Source organism: Winogradskyella alexanderae, from assembly GCF_020166335.1.
Taxonomy (GTDB): domain Bacteria; phylum Bacteroidota; class Bacteroidia; order Flavobacteriales; family Flavobacteriaceae; genus Winogradskyella; species Winogradskyella alexanderae.
Genome location: NZ_JAIUJR010000001.1, coordinates 164,102 through 181,657 on the forward strand (window position 1 = coordinate 164,102; position 17,556 = coordinate 181,657).

General features: G+C 34.1%; 14 protein-coding genes. 7 read left to right on the plus strand and 7 right to left on the minus strand.

What is annotated here, in order from left to right; genetic code table 11:
- Window positions 1-14 precede the first annotated feature (14 nt).
- From LBU54_RS00700 to LBU54_RS00715, 4 genes are read right to left on the minus strand one after another with little or no spacing between them, the layout of a single operon-like run.
- A complete protein-coding gene (locus LBU54_RS00700) occupies window positions 15-1,025 on the minus strand; it encodes a carboxypeptidase-like regulatory domain-containing protein (protein ID WP_224524065.1) in 1,011 nt (336 codons plus the stop codon).
- Entirely contained in the window at window positions 1,015-2,844 is a 1,830-nt protein-coding gene (locus LBU54_RS00705; protein WP_224524068.1) for a GNAT family N-acyltransferase, read from the minus strand. The genes LBU54_RS00700 and LBU54_RS00705 overlap by 11 nt, the downstream gene beginning before the upstream one ends.
- Before the next feature lie 20 nt (window positions 2,845-2,864).
- The gene (locus LBU54_RS00710; RefSeq protein ID WP_224524071.1) at window positions 2,865-4,115 is read right to left on the minus strand and encodes an aspartate kinase; all 1,251 of its coding nucleotides are present in this window, start codon (window positions 4,113-4,115) and stop codon (window positions 2,865-2,867) included.
- Window positions 4,115-4,591 carry a GNAT family N-acetyltransferase gene (locus LBU54_RS00715; protein ID WP_224524073.1) on the minus strand — a complete coding sequence of 159 codons (477 nt, stop codon included), beginning with the start codon at window positions 4,589-4,591 and terminating at the stop codon, window positions 4,115-4,117. The genes LBU54_RS00710 and LBU54_RS00715 overlap by 1 nt, the downstream gene beginning before the upstream one ends.
- Before the next feature lie 127 nt (window positions 4,592-4,718).
- Here LBU54_RS00715 and fbp point away from each other — a divergent pair, with 127 nt between their 5' ends.
- The 5 genes from fbp to LBU54_RS00740 all read left to right on the plus strand — a co-directional run bounded on the left by fbp (window position 4,719) and on the right by LBU54_RS00740 (window position 12,169).
- Complete coding sequence (gene fbp / locus LBU54_RS00720) at window positions 4,719-5,723, plus strand: class 1 fructose-bisphosphatase (protein ID WP_224524075.1); 1,005 nt, start codon at window positions 4,719-4,721, stop codon at window positions 5,721-5,723.
- Window positions 5,724-5,919: 196 nt separating this feature from the next.
- The gene (locus LBU54_RS00725; RefSeq protein WP_224524078.1) at window positions 5,920-6,558 is read left to right on the plus strand and encodes a transglutaminase-like domain-containing protein; all 639 of its coding nucleotides are present in this window, start codon (window positions 5,920-5,922) and stop codon (window positions 6,556-6,558) included.
- Between the two features lie 57 nt (window positions 6,559-6,615).
- Window positions 6,616-9,951: a transcription-repair coupling factor gene (gene mfd, locus LBU54_RS00730; protein ID WP_224524081.1), complete on the plus strand. Its 3,336-nt coding sequence runs from the start codon at window positions 6,616-6,618 to the stop codon at window positions 9,949-9,951.
- Complete coding sequence (locus LBU54_RS00735; RefSeq protein ID WP_224524084.1) at window positions 9,944-10,807, plus strand: DMT family transporter; 864 nt, start codon at window positions 9,944-9,946, stop codon at window positions 10,805-10,807. Before mfd ends, LBU54_RS00735 begins: the two co-directional genes overlap by 8 nt.
- 57 nt (window positions 10,808-10,864) lie before the next feature.
- The gene (locus LBU54_RS00740; RefSeq protein ID WP_224524093.1) at window positions 10,865-12,169 is read left to right on the plus strand and encodes a TlpA family protein disulfide reductase; all 1,305 of its coding nucleotides are present in this window, start codon (window positions 10,865-10,867) and stop codon (window positions 12,167-12,169) included.
- 63 nt (window positions 12,170-12,232) lie between these two features.
- Here the strand turns inward: LBU54_RS00740 and LBU54_RS00745 are convergent, their stop codons facing one another.
- The gene (locus tag LBU54_RS00745) at window positions 12,233-13,177 is read right to left on the minus strand and encodes a nicotinic acid mononucleotide adenyltransferase (protein WP_224524095.1); all 945 of its coding nucleotides are present in this window, start codon (window positions 13,175-13,177) and stop codon (window positions 12,233-12,235) included.
- 199 nt (window positions 13,178-13,376) lie between these two features.
- Here LBU54_RS00745 and LBU54_RS00750 point away from each other — a divergent pair, with 199 nt between their 5' ends.
- Window positions 13,377-14,378, plus strand: a complete 1,002-nt coding sequence (locus tag LBU54_RS00750) for an NAD(P)H-dependent glycerol-3-phosphate dehydrogenase (protein ID WP_224524097.1) — start codon at window positions 13,377-13,379, stop codon at window positions 14,376-14,378.
- 2 nt (window positions 14,379-14,380) lie between these two features.
- Here the strand turns inward: LBU54_RS00750 and LBU54_RS00755 are convergent, their stop codons facing one another.
- A complete protein-coding gene (locus LBU54_RS00755) occupies window positions 14,381-14,776 on the minus strand; it encodes a hypothetical protein (protein WP_224524098.1) in 396 nt (131 codons plus the stop codon).
- A 161-nt stretch (window positions 14,777-14,937) separates the two neighbouring features.
- Here LBU54_RS00755 and LBU54_RS00760 point away from each other — a divergent pair, with 161 nt between their 5' ends.
- A complete protein-coding gene (locus tag LBU54_RS00760; RefSeq protein WP_224524099.1) occupies window positions 14,938-16,485 on the plus strand; it encodes a pyruvate kinase in 1,548 nt (515 codons plus the stop codon).
- Between the two features lie 7 nt (window positions 16,486-16,492).
- Here the strand turns inward: LBU54_RS00760 and pheS are convergent, their stop codons facing one another.
- Window positions 16,493-17,512 carry a phenylalanine--tRNA ligase subunit alpha gene (pheS, locus tag LBU54_RS00765; RefSeq protein WP_224524100.1) on the minus strand — a complete coding sequence of 340 codons (1,020 nt, stop codon included), beginning with the start codon at window positions 17,510-17,512 and terminating at the stop codon, window positions 16,493-16,495.
- Between the last annotated feature and the right edge of the window lie 44 nt (window positions 17,513-17,556).

The window sequence follows — 17,556 nt, forward strand, 5'->3', positions numbered from 1 at the left end:
ATTTCTGGGTTTTTTTATTTGTCTAAACCAAAATCTGACGGCAAAGTATCACCAATACGCTGGTCTCCCAACCATCCTATTAAATACACTCCAATTATAGGTGCATAGTTACCATAAACATCAATATAGATTTTATCTGTTTTTAGCTCAAAACTAGATTGTTTTGCTCTTCTATAAAGGATCGTGATGTTAGATTTCAAGGAAACGGATTTTATTCCTTTTTGTTTAGTATCTGATATTGTAATATAATCCCATTCATTGACTCTTTTGCCCTTACTAAAAACCTGATAACCGTTACTCTTAAGGTCTTTATTAAAAAGTGCTCTAATGAAATGCTGAACAGATCCTTTAAAAACCTTTTCCCGATTTTTCTTTACTCGCCTTTTTAGACCATTAGTAAGATCCTTGTAAAAAGACGTACCAAGATAAGTTACAGCGTTGAGTTTAAAATATTGCTCTTCAACATCGACGACGCTATAACTAGCTTCAAAATCTATAATATCAAAATCTATCTCGTACTGAAGTGCCCTGTTTTTTACTTTAACTGGAACAGGAGAACTTGCATACAAAGTCTTATTGTCACTATCATAATATAAGATGAGCTTGTCTTCGTTCAATATTCTGCAAGAGTTGGCAAAACGAGAGGTGCCTAAAAACTCTTTTTTGAACAAATTAAGTTTTTGGGCTCTGGTTAATTCATCATCAAAATTTACGTAGACCTCATCAAGTGTATTGGTAGCAACATTTAACTCAACAATAATATTGCTTTTAGATCTGTAATCGCTTATAATAATCTTCTCGTATCCTAAAAAGGAAATTACCAAATTAGACTGAACAGCATCATTATAAACAATAGAAAATTCGCCTCTTTCGTCTGTTGTTGTACCTATGGTTGTATGATCAAAGTAGACTGATGCGGTTTCTAATGGCTCACGCGTAAATTTATCTATTACGGTTCCAGTAAGAGTCTGAGACAATATAAACGAAGGGCAAACTAATAAGACTAATAAGATTTTATTTGTCATTATTTTCCATAAATTTTTGCTCTAGCTCAGCCTGAAATTCCTCCATAACCGGTCTTACAGTACTTTCAGGAAGATCGGCAATTTTTATGTACATAAGGCCATCTACCGCGTTATTGAAGAGAGGATCTACATTAAAAGCTACCAGCTTTGCATTCTGCTTAATGTATTTTTTTAGTAATACAGGCAATCTCAATGCACCAGGTTCTACCTCATCAATAATTTTATCAAATTTATTTAGGTCCGCTTCTGTTGAATCAAAAACGAAATCCTTATCTGCATCTTTGAGCTTTACTTTAAACTCCTTTTTTGGATGCACGTATTGTGCAACATAGGGATCGTAGTAATGCGACTTCATGAACTCAATCATCAAGCTTTTAGAAAAGTTTGAAAATTGGTTACTAATGCTAACACCTCCAATAAGATACTTATGTTCTGGATATCGTAAAGTGGTGTGGACTATACCTTTCCATAACAAAAACAATGGCATGGGTTTCTGCTGGTACTCTTTTATGATAAATGCACGACCCATTTCAATGGATTGACTCATCATTCTATAAAGTTCTGGTTCAAACCTGAAGAGATCTTGCAAATAAAACCCATCAATACCAAATCGTTCAAATATCTTTGCACCAAGACCCATTCGGTAAGCACCAGCAATAATATTATTTTCGTTATCCCACAAAAACATGTGGTGGTAGTAGGTATCAAACTTGTCTAAATCTATAGCTTCATTTGTACCTTCGCCAACTTCTCTAAAGGTGATTTCACGAAGTCTTCCTATTTCTTGTAAAATATTTGGTATATCCTTAGCAGAAGCTAAAAACACCTCATAATTTTTGCTTTGGAGTAGTCTGCAGTCATTTTGCCTAAGAAAGTTTACTTCGTTAACCATTATTTCGGAGTCAACTGGAGTTACTATTCGTTTTGGAGATTTCGGAACCTTTACAGTAGATTTTATATTTTCTAAAATCTTTGATTTACTCTCAAAGGTATTAGACAACATATAAGTTTTTCGTCTCAGAAACTCTGAAAATTCAGCTAAGGTCTGATGCTCCTTTTGATCTTTTACGGAAATAGGTTTACCCACCCTAACTTTAATCACCCGTCTTTTTTGGGTTAATAATTCTGAAGGTAATTTAGCTGTTCTCAGCGTATCACTAATCTTGGATAGCCTGTAGAACAGTCTGCTGTTTTTTGCATGAAAATAAATTGGCACTACTGGTACTTCAGCCTTTTGTATAAGTTTCATAGCTGCTTCTTCCCATGGCTTGTCTACCACTAACTTACCATCTCTATAAGTTGAAACTTCTCCAGCCGGAAATACCCCTAAGGGACTTCCTTCCTTTAAATGAAGAATTGCATTCTTAAATCCTGTAATACTACTTTTAACATCCTTTCTGTCCTCAAAAGGATTCACCGGCATTATGAATGGTTTTAATGGTTCTATTCTATGCAATAAAAAGTTTGCTATAATTTTAAAATCACTGCGTTGCTCTAACATAATTTTTAATAACAGTACACCATCTATACCTCCCAAGGGATGATTCGAAATTGTTATGTAGGGTCCTTCTTTTGGCAGACGGTTAATGTCTTCGTCTGGAATTTCAAATTTTATCTGAAATTCATCCAAAATGCCATTTAAAAACTCGAGATCTTTGAGATGTTTATTCCTATTATAAATCTTATTTAGTGTAGAAATTTTGAGGACTTTCATTAAAATCCAACCAAAAAAGGTTCCTATAAAACCGTATTTGTTAGCATTGATTGCTTTGGCTACTTCCTTAGCAGTTACTAATCCAATTTCGGTTGATTCACCCATAAAACAAATGTAATAACTATTTATTTAGTAACAATTTGAACTGTTTGTTGTGTTAATTGCTTTAGCAAAACTGTTTTCCCCTTTTCTAATGACTGTATTGCTTCGTTATTGTAATGCCTTATAGTGTAAAGACTTACGTTATCATAACTTGTAACCTTAAATTTCGCCCGTAAGTGTTGCAATAATTTTTCAAGATTATTATAAATATTATCAATGCATACCGAGAAACTTATTGCTGAATTCTGAATAACATCTACTTTCATTTTATATAAATGCAAAAGATTAAAAATAGCGCTAATGTTTTCTTCAACGATATAGGAAAAATCTAGAGACGAAAGTGATATTAAGGTTTGGTTTTTCTTTACGATAAAACAGGGTATTTCAGGATCAAGCGGTTTGCCTTTGCTCACGCATGTACCATTATCTTTTGGGTTTAAAAACGACTTTACATATAAAGGTATCTCTTTGCGTTGTAACGGTTGTAAGGTTTTAGGATGTATTACCGAAGCACCATAAAAAGCAAGCTCAATAGCTTCGGTGTATGAAATCTGATGAAGCAATTGTGGGTTTTCAAAATAACGCGGATCGGCATTTAAAACTCCAGGGACATCTTTCCATATGGTTACACTATTCGCATTAAGACAATACGCAAAAATAGCAGCAGTGTAATCGCTTCCTTCCCTGCCTAAAGTTGTTGTGAAATTGTTGGCATCACTCCCCAGAAAACCTTGAGTAATATTTAATTTAGAACTATCAAAACTCGAAGAAATTCTTTCCTGAGTAAGTTCCCAATTGACATTTGCTCTTCTATAATAGTTGTCTGTTTTTATAAAATCTCTTACATCCAACCAATTATTCTTTAATCCTTTATAATTTAAATAATGACTAATTATGGTAGTAGATATTAATTCTCCAAACCCTATTGTTTGGTCATATACGAAATTATAATCTGGTGATTTGCTATGTTTGAAAAATAAGTTGAGTCCATCAAAAAGGTTTTTAATAGAAGTAAAAACCGGGTTTTGATCGTTTTCAAATAAATCCAATAGAATTTCATTGTGGTATTTTATAACGTCATGAATAGCACTTTGTAGCTCAGATTTATTTTCAAAATAATTTTTAACTACAACTTCTAAAGCATTGGTGGTTTTGCCCATTGCTGAAACAATGACTAGCGTATTATCATATCCTGTATCTTTTAAAACTTGTACTAAATTTTTAACTCCGTCTGCATCCTTTACCGAAGCACCACCAAATTTATAAACTCGCATTACAAATTCTTTATATAATTATCTATTGCTATTTCATCTAATTGTACTACATCCCAATCGCGTAAAATCCTTGCGCCTTTACTTTCATAAAATTTAATGGCAGGTTCATTCCAATCCAAGACCTCCCAACCTAATCGTTTTACACCACGATTTTTCGCATATTTTACAACCTGATCTAGTAGTGACGTTCCCAAGCCTTTTCCTCTAAAGGCTTCACTTACAATTAGATCTTCCAAGTGTAAAACTTCGCCTTTCCATGTTGAATATCTCGGGTATATTAAAGCAATGCCTTCTACTTGATTATTTACTTCAACAACAAAACATGTAAATTTAGGTTTAGGCCCAAAACCGTCTTCCTCAAGTTCTTCCAAAGTTACTTCAACAGCGTCGGTTTCTTTTTCAAATACTGCCAATTCCCTAATAAGTTCTAAAACTCTGGGCATATCCTGTTTTGTTGCAAGTCTCGGTTGGCACATACTATTTAATAAGAGAAATCAAATATAATTCAAAACAGACGTTACTTAACAATTATTTTAATTTACGCAATCGTTATAGTTTGTAAATTAATACGATATTTGTTGATATTAATCAATATATTGCTTCATGTCTCACACCAATCAAACTCTTGGCGAGTTTATCATTGAAAATCAAGCCTCTTTTAAATACACATCGGGTGAATTGTCTCGTTTAATCAATTCAATAAGGCTAGCTGCCAAAGTTGTTAATCACGAAGTTAACAAGGCAGGCCTTGTCGATATTATTGGTAATGCTGGCGACACTAACATTCAAGGTGAAGATCAACAGAAGTTAGATGTGTATGCCAATGAGAAGTTTATCCAAACCATGACCAAGAGAAATATTGTATGTGGCATTGCGAGCGAAGAAGAGGATGATTTTATAGCCATTAATAGCCAAGACGAAAACCATCAAAATAAGTATGTTGTATTAATTGATCCTCTTGACGGTTCTTCAAATATTGATGTAAACGTATCCGTGGGTACAATTTTCTCTGTTTACAGACGCGTAACCCCAGTTGGAACTCCTGTGCAGCTAAAAGATTTTCTGCAAAAAGGAAACCAGCAAGTTGCTGCAGGCTATGTAATTTATGGTACCTCAACCATGCTGGTATATACTACAGGTGATGGTGTTAATGGGTTTACCTTGAACCCAGCTATTGGTTCATTTTATTTGTCACACCCAAATATGGAATTTCCAGAAGATGGAAAAATTTATTCTGTAAATGAGGGTAACTACATCCACTTCCCAAAAGGTATTAAGGATTACATTAAATATTGCCAGATGGAGGAAGGTGATAGACCTTACACGTCGAGATATATTGGTTCTTTAGTTTCGGATTTTCACAGGAACATGATAAAAGGTGGTATTTATATGTACCCCAAAAGTTCCAAAAATGCCAAAGGCAAACTTAGATTGTTGTACGAATGTAATCCAATGGCCTTTTTAGCCGAGCAGGCTAATGGAAAAGCAAGTGATGGTTTCAGTAGAATAATGGATATTGAGCCTACCGAACTTCACGAGCGCGTACCTTTTATTTGTGGCAGTAAAAAGATGGTTGAAAAAGCCGAAGAATTTATGCGAAATGCATAAAATAACAAAGCGCCTCCTGGTCAATTTTAAACTGTACCTGTTTCTTTTCTTTTAGTTCATATTTTTATATGCCTTCCAAAAATTCGTCTACCTCATTTTGGAAACAGCTTAAGCGGTAATTCAAGAGCTCTAAGTTCTATATTATATGCCATAATTGATACAAGAAAAGCAAAATAATTCTATATATATTTGATTTATGAATACCAAATATCTAAAAGAGACGTATTACTACGATTACAACAGTCCCATAATTCAGGACTTAATTATGGAGATTCATCACTTAAAGACAGAACAGGAAAAGATAAAAGGGCTTTATCTCAAAATTAGAGATAGCTGGCGATACAATCCTTATGATATTGGCCTAACTGAAGAACATTACAAAGCCAGTATCATTGCAAATAAAGAAGAAGCGCATTGTATTGATAAAGCCATTCTTTACATAGCAGGTCTACGCGCATTAAATATTCCTGCGAGATTACGTCTAGCCAAAGTTTCGAATCATATAGCGGTAGAACGTTTAGAAAAGAAATTGGGCACTAATGTGTTGGCACCACATGGATTAGTGGATGTTTATTTTAAGGGTTATTGGAAAAAATGTTCGCCGGCTTTTAATAAGGAACTTTGCGACTTATATAATGTTGCAGTTCTAGATTTTGATGGCACTGAAGATTCAATACTGCAAGAATACAATAAAGACAATAAAAAATTTATGACCTATCTTGAAGATTACGGTGATTTTGAGGATGTCCCTTTAGATTACATTAAGTCTATTTTCAGAAATCAATATCCAGATTTGTATAAGAGATATTTGGGAGCTACTGATATTAAGTTTTAAACCTTTTTTAGACAAAACATACTTATCTTTGCCACTTCACAAAAAAGAGAATAACTAGTGGGCAAAACCCTTATCTCACAACCCTTTTCACAGACTTTGCAAGTGCAAAATCTGCAGAAAGCTACTGCCCAGTCCAAAAATTACATATACTTAAAGGGTTTAGTTGGCTCTTCATTATCAATTGTTGTAGCCGAAGTTTTTAAAACCTCGGAAAAACCGTTTTTGTTGGTTTTTGATGATAAAGAAGAAGCTGCTTATTACCTTAATGATTTAGAACAGCTCATTAATGATAAAGATGTTTTGTTTTATCCCGGAAGCTATCGCAGACCATACCAAATTGAAGAGACCAACAATGCCAATGTTTTACTTAGAGCTGAAGTTTTAAACAGAATAAACTCGCGTAAAAAACCTGCAATAATTGTAACCTATCCCGATGCATTGTTCGAAAAGGTTATAACCAAAAAGGAACTCGAAAAGAACACGCTGAAAATAGCAGTAGGAAACGAATTGAGTATAGAATTTGTAAATGAGATATTGTTTGAGTATAACTTTAAACGTGTCGATTTTGTAACAGAACCTGGAGAGTTTTCTGTAAGAGGAGGAATTGTTGATGTCTTTTCTTTTTCTCACGACGAGCCTTACCGTATCGAATTTTTTGGCGATGAAGTTGACAGCATTAGAACTTTTGATGTCGAAACTCAATTATCCACAGAGCGTATAAAAAAGGTTAGTATTATTCCTAATGTTGCCAATAAGTTTATAGAAGAAAAACGTGAGAGTTTTTTGAAATACATCTCTTCAAAAACCATTGTATTTTCAAAAAACAGTGACCTTATTTTCTCAACAATTGATGATTTTTATGCAAAAGCGGTAGAGGCTTTCAAAGCACTTTCATCCGAGATAAAACATGCCTCGCCTTCAGAATTATTTTGTGATTCAAAATTGCTTAAACAACAATTTATTGACTATAATCTCATAGAATTTGGCAATACCTCATATTTCAATGGGGATTTAATAGAATTTCAGACAAAACCTCAACCAGCATTTAACAAGCATTTTAACTTGCTAATTGAAGATTTAAATGAAAATCATAACAATGGTATTACCAATTATATTGCGTGTGTTAGCGAGCAACAAGCAAAGCGCTTTCATGATATTTTTGATGATGCCGAAGAATACGTACATTATAATACTGTTGTTATTTCACTTTATGAAGGCTTTATAGACGAGCAACAAAAGATTGCGGTTTATACCGACCATCAAATCTTTGACCGCTATCACAAATTTCATCTAAAGAATGGCTATGCCAAAAAGCAAGCAATTACATTAAAGGAACTAACCAATCTGGAAATTGGTGACTACGTAACACACATTGACCACGGTATTGGGAAATTTGGAGGGCTCCAAAAAATAATGGTTGAAGGCAAAAAACAAGAGGCAATAAAACTTGTTTATGGCGAACGTGATATTCTATATCTGAGCATACATTCTCTACATAAAATTACCAAGTTCAACGGAAAAGACGGCAAGCCACCAAAAATATACAAGCTTGGTAGCAAGGCTTGGAAAAATCTAAAACAAAAAACCAAATCCCGTGTTAAGGAAATTGCCTTTAACCTCATAAAACTCTATGCTAAACGAAAACTGAAAAAGGGATTTCAGTATGCTCCAGATAGCTATTTACAGCACGAACTTGAAGCTTCTTTTATTTATGAAGACACGCCAGATCAAGTAAGCTCAACACAAGACATAAAAAATGATATGGAAAGTGAACGTCCTATGGACCGCTTGGTTTGTGGTGACGTCGGGTTCGGGAAAACCGAAGTCGCTATTAGAGCAGCTTTTAAAGCTGTAGATAATGGCAAACAAGTGGCTGTTTTAGTACCAACAACCATTCTTGCCTATCAACATTTCAGAACCTTTAAAGAGCGTTTGCAAGATTTTCCTGTTACCGTTGAATATATAAATAGATTCAGAACTGCAAAGCAAAAACGTGAAACCTTAGAAGGTTTGGAAAAGGGCAGTGTTGATATTGTTATAGGTACTCATCAGCTTGCCAACAAAACGGTAAAATTTAAAGATCTAGGATTACTCATTGTAGATGAAGAACAAAAATTTGGTGTGGCGGTAAAAGAAAAACTTAAGACAATTAAAGAGAATGTAGATGTATTGACACTTACGGCAACTCCCATTCCGCGCACCTTGCAGTTTAGCCTAATGGCCGCACGAGATTTATCGGTAATTACAACACCTCCACCAAATCGATATCCCATAGAAAGCCATGTCATTAGGTTTAACGAAGAGACAATCCGTGATGCTATAAGTTATGAAATTCAACGTGGTGGACAAGTCTTTTTTATTCATAATCGAATCGAAAATATTAAGGAGGTAGCCGGCATGATTCAACGACTTGTCCCAGATGCGAAAATAGGTATTGGACATGGACAACTCGACGGAAAAAAACTTGAAGAGCTCATGCTCGCATTCATGAATGGTGAGTTTGATGTCCTAGTAAGTACAACTATTGTTGAGAGTGGTCTCGATGTACCAAATGCCAACACCATATTTATTAATAATGCTAACAATTTTGGATTGAGTGATTTGCACCAAATGCGCGGACGAGTTGGCAGAAGTAATAAAAAAGCCTTTTGTTACTTTATAACACCAGAGTACTCCGCAATGACAGCAGATGCCAGAAAACGGATTACCGCACTAGAACAGTTTACTGAACTCGGGAGTGGTTTTAATATCGCGATGAAGGATTTGGAAATAAGGGGTGCAGGTGATCTCTTAGGTGGTGAACAAAGTGGATTTATCAATGATATTGGATTTGATACCTATCAAAAAATCCTCAATGAGGCAATCGAAGAATTAAAAGAAACTGAATTTTCAGATTTATATAAAGATGATGGTAAGCCAAAACAATACGTTAAGGACATTACTATAGATACTGATTTTGAACTTCTTTTTCCTGATGACTATGTAAATAATATAACCGAACGTCTAAATCTTTACACAAAACTTAATGACATTAAAACCGAAGAGGAGCTTATTAAGTTTGAAGCCGAAATTGTAGACAGGTTTGGTGAAATGCCAATACAAGTTTTAGATTTATTTGATAGTGTGCGTTTAAAATGGGTCGCCATTAAAATGGGTATAGAAAAACTCATAATGAAAAAAGGACGTTTAATTGGCTATTTTATTCAAGACCAGAATAGTAAATTTTACCAAAGTGATGCCTTTACAAATGTGTTACAATTCGTTCAGCTCAATGTTGGAAAATGCAAAATGAAGGAAAAACAAACTAGAAACGGTTTGCGACTGCTCATTACATTTGAAAAAATTAAGTCCGTTAAACAAGCACTTGAAGCTCTTTCTAAAATAAATGAGTAATAAAAGTCATTATAACCATTTAATGTGGTTGACAATAGCTACAATTTTTATCAGTACCTCTGGCGCCCTTGGTAAATTTATTGACCTTCCTACACCTGTAGTTATATGGTGGCGCTCGGCAATTGCAAGCGTATTCTTGTTAGTTTTTTGTTTAGCAAAAAAAGTAGATTTAAAAATAAACAGTGGTAGAGATAGGTGGACCTTCTTTCTAGCCTCAGTTTTCATGGGTGCCCACTGGATAACATATTTTTACGCTCTTAAACTTTCAAACGTAGCCCTCGGTATGCTATCGTTATTCACATTTCCAGTAATCATTGCACTTTTAGAACCAATCTTTACAAGAATTAAGTTTGATCCCATACACATTGTTTTAGGCGTAATCGTGCTTATTGGTGTCTACATTTTAGCCCCAGAATTCAATCTAAAAAGTTCAGATCTGCAAGGTATCTTACTGGGAATACTTTCTGCTGTGTGTTATGCCATAAGAATATTGATACTTAAAAACCACGCTTCAAACTACAATGGAACTATGCTAATGTTCTATCAAGTTGCCATATTGAGCATTATACTAATACCTGGTTTAATTGTATTTGACGGATCAAATATAGAAACCCAATACCCATTTGTGTTGTTGCTGGGTTTATTAACCACTGCAGTAGGTCACACCCTTTTTGTAAATAGTCTTAAGTATTTTAAAGCAAGTACAGCAAGCATTATAGGTAGTGCACAACCTGTCTTTGGCATAATTATAGCCTATTTTTTCTTGAATGAAATACCAACATTACATACATTTGTTGGAGGCTCATTTATACTTACAACAGTTTTTATCGAAAGCATACGTTCTAGAAAATCTTAATAAACTCAAAAATTGGCGTAATTATTGAAGCTTTTATGCAGTTAACAATTTCACAATATGAAAAAATTAGTTCTTGTTTTGCTCCTTTTACCGTTAATGGGACATTCGCAAAGTGTTTCTGGAACCTTTTCGCCTTCTAGCGATTTTACCTATGCCTTTCTATACAAGGCCACACCTGAAGGTGCAGACTATGTAAATAGAGGAAAACTTGACAGTTTGGGATATTTTGAAATTGCGTTAGATGAATCTGTATCTCCAGGGATTTATAAGATCGTTTATGCCATTCCGCCAGAAGAAAATAATTTCGATTTCATTTATGATGGTAAGGAGTCTGTTAATTTTAATTTTAGTCGTGATAATGGTGTAGAATTTAAATCCTCAGATGAAAACAAACTTTGGAATTCATACTTAAAAAGTATGGAAATGGTTAATAGAACCATTAGTAATTATTACTCTAAAGGTGTGAGGGACGAGGAAGGTTTTAAAGGGATTTTTAAAACATTGAAAGACACTCAAGAAGGTTACGAAAAATTAGCCGACGATAAAATGGTATCTTCCTTTATAATTGCAAATAGACCCTACATCCCTAAAGCATATGAAGATGTAAGTACCTATTCTATAAATCTCAAGGAGCATTTCTTAAACCAGATTAATTTTAATGATTATCTATTACAAAGTTCCTCATTTCTTGTGGACCGAATTAATGCCTATGTTTTTAATATGGTACAAAATCCCAATGACGAGACTCTTAAGAAACACGTCGATGAAGTTGCAGAAGCCATTGGCAGTGGAGCTGATGAGATTAAAACCATACTATTAGAAGTATTATGGCAACGCTTTGTTAGCCAAGATAACCACACATTAGCAAATTACTTGGCAGATTCATATTTACTGGATTTAGCAAATGAAACAGGCAGAATAGTATTAGCAGAAACCTTAATATCCTACAAAAATACCTCTGTTGGTACGTTAGCACCTGACTTTGAAATAAGCTCTACAGAGAGTACCACAACCCTTCATAATCTTGAGGGGTCTGAGTATTATTTATTGGTCTTTTGGAGTAGTGGTTGTGGGCATTGCCTAAATGAATTGCCTAAAGTAAACGCGCTAGTTTCAAATATGTCAAATATTCGAGTGGTAGCTTTTGGGTTAGAAGATAATCCTATGGATTGGACGGAAGAAATAAAAAAGTATCCGGGTTTTACACATACTATTGGCCTTGGCAAATGGGATAATCCAACAGTAAAAACCTATGGGATAGCCGCTACACCAATGTATTTTTTACTCTCAAAAGATAAAATTATCATGTCAAAACCATATGCATTTGAGGATTTAGAAGTACTAATAAATAATCTTAAATAAAAAAACGCTCAGTAAAGCAAGCACTTTATCTGAGCGTTCTGAAACTAAATAACCAACCAAAATTTAGCTTCTTTTATTTTCCCTCGGGTTATCTACCTTAATGGTCTTTTGTTTACGTTTCTTCGGTTTATCAAACTCTTCAATTACTTTCCCTGAAGTATCAGAACTTCTAAAATACGGTATATAGCCACGTCCTTCAAACTCATAAATCGTTCCCGAACTCGGATGAAGTAACTCAATTGTTCTATCATTGATAACGCTTAGCTCAAAGAATTCATTGTCAAAGAAATCATAATCTAACGTTAAAGTTTTTAGATAGATATTACCCGACACGTCACCTACGCCATATATCCCTGTATAATCCCAGTAAATGTTTGCAGGATCCAAAATAGTTATATCCTGCGAGCTCCTAAAGGTAGAATCATTACCACCAGACAAAAATTGAAGATAATTTTCGTTGTCAAACTCATTTAAAGTCCCAAATTCACTCGTAAATACTTTCTCCCATGCCTCATATTCTTGGAGGAAATAATGAATGTTATCATAGAAGATAAAATCATAATCAAAATTATTTCTTTGAAATCCTCTTAGAAAATAAGAGGTGTCATTGAATGGATTATAAAGCTCAATGGTATTATTATTTATTTGAAAAACATCAAAACTTTCAATGCCATCAATTATATGATCTACATCCAAAATCATATCATAAGCTACATAGTTTCCTATTGGAACACCAAACCCGTTCCCTTGTGATCCAAAATCAACAAGATTGTTATTAGCGAAAAGCGTTCCATTTCTAAAAGAAATCGTAAATGCTATTTGGAGAAAAGGTGTTTCACCAAACCCTTGTGTCTGATTTATATCTACATACCATAACTCATAAGAACGCAATAGTTGATCTAAAGACACTCCTGGATTATTGTCTACAATTACTACCTCATCTGTATAACAAGAAGTAAATAAAGTTGCACTTAATGCAAAACCTAAAAGTAATTTCAATGTCTTCATAATTCAACGGTTTTAAAGGTTATCAATTCTCTAAATCCAAAACCTGTGCCAAAAATTAATTTTTATTTGTTGTTCTAGCTCTACATTCTTGTTAACACCAGTAATTATATAGGTTTGTGGCCTCCAGGATTCTATGTATGCAACTCTAATCTTCTTGATATTTTGTGTATTTTTGAATGCTAAAAATTGTTATAATTAAATGGGCAACACCACAAAATATGCTGTATTTGGAGCAGGTTCTTGGGCTACAGCTATAGTAAAAATGCTTAGTGAAAATTTGGATGAAGTGGGTTGGTATATGCGCAGTGTTTATACAAAGGAGCATCTATTAAAAGAACAACATAATCCCAGTTACCTAAGTTCGGTAGAATTTCATACCAATCAATTAATATTAAGTAATGATATCAACGAAATGGCAGACTGGGCAGATGTATTGATATTTGCTATTCCATCAGCTTTTATGCATTCAGAGCTTGAAAAACTATCTGCTGATATCAGTAAAAAAACTATTGTCTCGGCAGTAAAAGGTATTATCCCAGAATCTGGATTATTGGTTGGTGAGCATTTTCATGATATTTTCAACATTCCATTTGAACAAATTGCCGTAATTGCTGGACCTTGCCATGCGGAAGAAGTAGCCCTAGAGCGGCTGTCCTATTTAACCATTTCTTGCGCTGACCCTAACAGAGCACAATCCATTGCCAATAATTTGTCTAGTCACTATATAAAAACAAAAATAAGTGATGATATTATTGGCGTAGAATATGCGGTAATGCTTAAAAACATTTACGCTATTGCCGCTGGTATTGCTCATGGACTAGGATATGGTGATAATTTTCAAAGTGTATTAATGAGCAATGCCATCAGGGAAATGAAGCGCTTTATAAAGAAGATGCATAAAATGAAACGCAACATTAACAATTCGGCTTACCTAGGAGATTTGCTTGTAACTGGCTATTCTGTTTTTTCTCGTAACCGGATGTTTGGCAATATGATTGGGAAGGGTTATACCGTAAAATCTGCAATGATGGAAATGAATATGGTGGCCGAAGGCTATTATGCTACAAAAAGTGCTAGGTTGCTCAATGAAAAAAATAAGAAAAAAACGAGACTTCCAATTATTAACGCCGTTTACGATATACTTTACGAAAATAAAGATCCAAAAACCGTATTTAAGAAATTAACCGATAAATTGGACTAAATTTATTTTGCCAAAACCCCTTTAGAATTCATTAATGGTAGTTGTTGAAATGCTTTTGAATTAATGGTGTTCTTCCTAAACACATAAGTCTTATCAAACATTTTGTTGCTTTTGAAATAAGTGACTTTAAATTCATTGTTTAACTCTAATACAGCTTCTTGCAAGTATTCAATTTTGGCAAAGCTTCTTTTAGGAAGATGCTCAAGTCTGTGCCGCATTGCTGGTGTTTGTTTTTTTTGATTATACCCCTTTGATACAATAAGTACCATCTCCAAATCTTCATCTGAATTATTAATGATGTAGGCATTCCAATCCAATGTGTGATATTCAAGGTTTTTTTCATGTATTACCGCAACATAGACATCCTTAACGTCCGGGATTTCGATATCACTTCTCATATGAAAATTTATAAATACTAATAGTCAAATATATGGTAAAAAATAGTTGAAGTTAAACTACTATTAACAAATTGCAAAGATGACTAATATCATTATTAGTAAGTGTAATCTATATTAATTTTGCAAAGCTATTCTAAGTCATACAATCATCTTCTAAAATCATGGATATAACTAAATTAACTAGCGAATTAGAAACTATTTTAAATAGGCTGGAAAATTCTGAATATGAAATTAACAACGCAGTCAAAAATATTTCGCCAAAAAATAAATTAAGTGCAAAAAATCTTCTCAGATATTTGATTGTAAGAACCTTTGATCTTAGAAAATATCATGATAATCTTTCCGATTTAGGTATTTCCTCTTTACGAACCTCTGAGGGTTATGTATACAGTAATCTGTATAATGTTGTACGTAATCTAAAATTAATCCAGGGTATACCAATCAATAACATTGAACAATCGGTTTTACCTATTGAATTGGTCGGTTATAAAAAGAGTAAAAAATTATTAAAGAAAAACACAAATAAACTTTTTAAACGTAAGCAGAAAAAACATTTTGCCGAGATAATGGTTACACTGCCAGAAGACGCCTCAAAAAATAGATCTATAATAAGCAAAATGGCTAATAAAGGTATGGAAATAGCCAGAATAAATCTAGGTCATGGCAATATAGAATCATGGACCCAAATGGTAAAATATATCAAAGAAATAAATAATAAAACATCTCACAATATTAAAATTTATATGGATCTGTCAGGTCCCAAATTCAGAACGTCTAATATTGAAATTCGGGATGATAATGGTAGACTAAGGGATAAAATTAATATCAGGAAAGAGGAACATATAGTACTGACCAAGAGAAATACAAAAGGAAAGAAATCAGTTTTTAATAAAAATGATGAACAATTAGAAAAAGGCGAAATTGGAGTTTTACTACACGAGATAATTGATGCTATCAAGGTGGGTGATCTGGTATTTTTTGATGACGGAATGATTAAAGCTAAAGCAATCGCAAAAACTAATGAAGATGTAGAACTAAAGATTATCAATTGCTATAAATCCAAACTTTCCTCCCAAAAAGGTATTAATATTCCAAACAGCAAATATGAATTGCCTGCGCTTACTGATAAAGATATTGAATACTTACCATTTGTTTGTAAACATGCGGACCTTGTGGGATATTCATTTGTAAGAACAAAAGAGGATGTTCGGTATTTATACAATGAGCTTAATAAATTGAACGCCGGCAATTTGGGAATTATCTTTAAAATTGAAAATGCTGAAGCTTTTGAAAATCTCCCTTCAATTTTGATAGAAGGTATGAAACGCGAGCACATTGGAGTAATGATAGCAAGAGGAGATCTTGCTGTTGAAGTTGGTTTTGAACGAATTTCTGAAATTCAAAATGAAATTTTATGGATATGTGAGGCTGCACACGTTCCTGTTATATGGGCAACTCAAGTGTTAGAAAACTTAGCGAAAACAGGAGTTCCAACTAGAGCAGAAATAAGTGATGCTACTTTAGGGGCACATGCCGAATGTATCATGCTCAATAAAGGCCCTTATATTAATAAGGCCATTAAAACTTTGGAAGATATTCTTGTTAGGATGGAAGCACATTCCTTTAAACGAAAAAACGCAATGCGTCCACTTAATATTGCTATTAAAGCAATGGACCAACTAATGGAACCTCAAGAATTATTAGTTTAATTAATAGCTATAGAGCACTTTTAAATTGCTCTAGAAAGCGTACATCATTTTCACTTAGCAAACGAATATCGCTAATTTGATGTAAGAGCAATGCTATACGGTCAATTCCCATTCCGAAGGCAAAACCCGAATATTCTTTAGAATCAATACCGCAATTTTCTAAAACATTTGGATCTACCATACCGCAACCCATTATTTCTAACCAACCTGTTCCCTTGGTCATTTTATAATCGGTTTCTGTTTCCAGGCCCCAATACACGTCTACCTCCGCGCTTGGCTCTGTAAATGGAAAATAGGATGGCCGTAATCTTATTTTAGATTTACCAAACATCTCGGTTGTAAAGTATTGCAAGGTTTGTTTTAAGTCTGCAAAACTTACATCCTTATCTATGTATAACCCTTCTACCTGATGAAAGAAACAATGCGAGCGTGCAGAGATAGCCTCGTTTCTATAGACTCTGCCAGGTGAAATTGTACGTATGGGAGGTTTATTATTCTCCATATATCGTACTTGAACTGAGCTGGTATGTGTGCGTAATAAGATATCAGGATCGGTCTGAATGAAAAAAGTGTCTTGCATATCCCTTGCAGGGTGGTATTCTGGCAGGTTTAAAGCCGTAAAATTATGCCAGTCGTCTTCTATTTCAGGACCTTCACTAACATTAAATCCTACACGAGAAAAAATATCAATAATCTGATTCTTAACAATCGATATAGGATGACGCGCACCTAGAGCAATAGGCTCTCCAGGTCTTGATAAATCGCCATAAATCCCCTTATCTTCTTCCTGTTGTTCTAAAGCTTCTTTTAGCGAGTTTACTTTGTCTTCAGCTGTTTGTTTTAAAAGATTTATCGTTTGTCCGAACTCTTTCTTCTGCTCATTTGCTATGTTTTTAAACTCGGCAAAATATTGTTTTAGGAGTCCTTTAGAACCTAAATATTTTATTCTGAAAGCTTCGACTTCTTCTTTAGATTCCGCAGTAAAAGCTTCGGCTTCAGCAATGAGTTCTTTCAGCTTATCTATCATTATGTCCTGAATTTAATACTGTAACCTATTTATTGAAAGGGCAA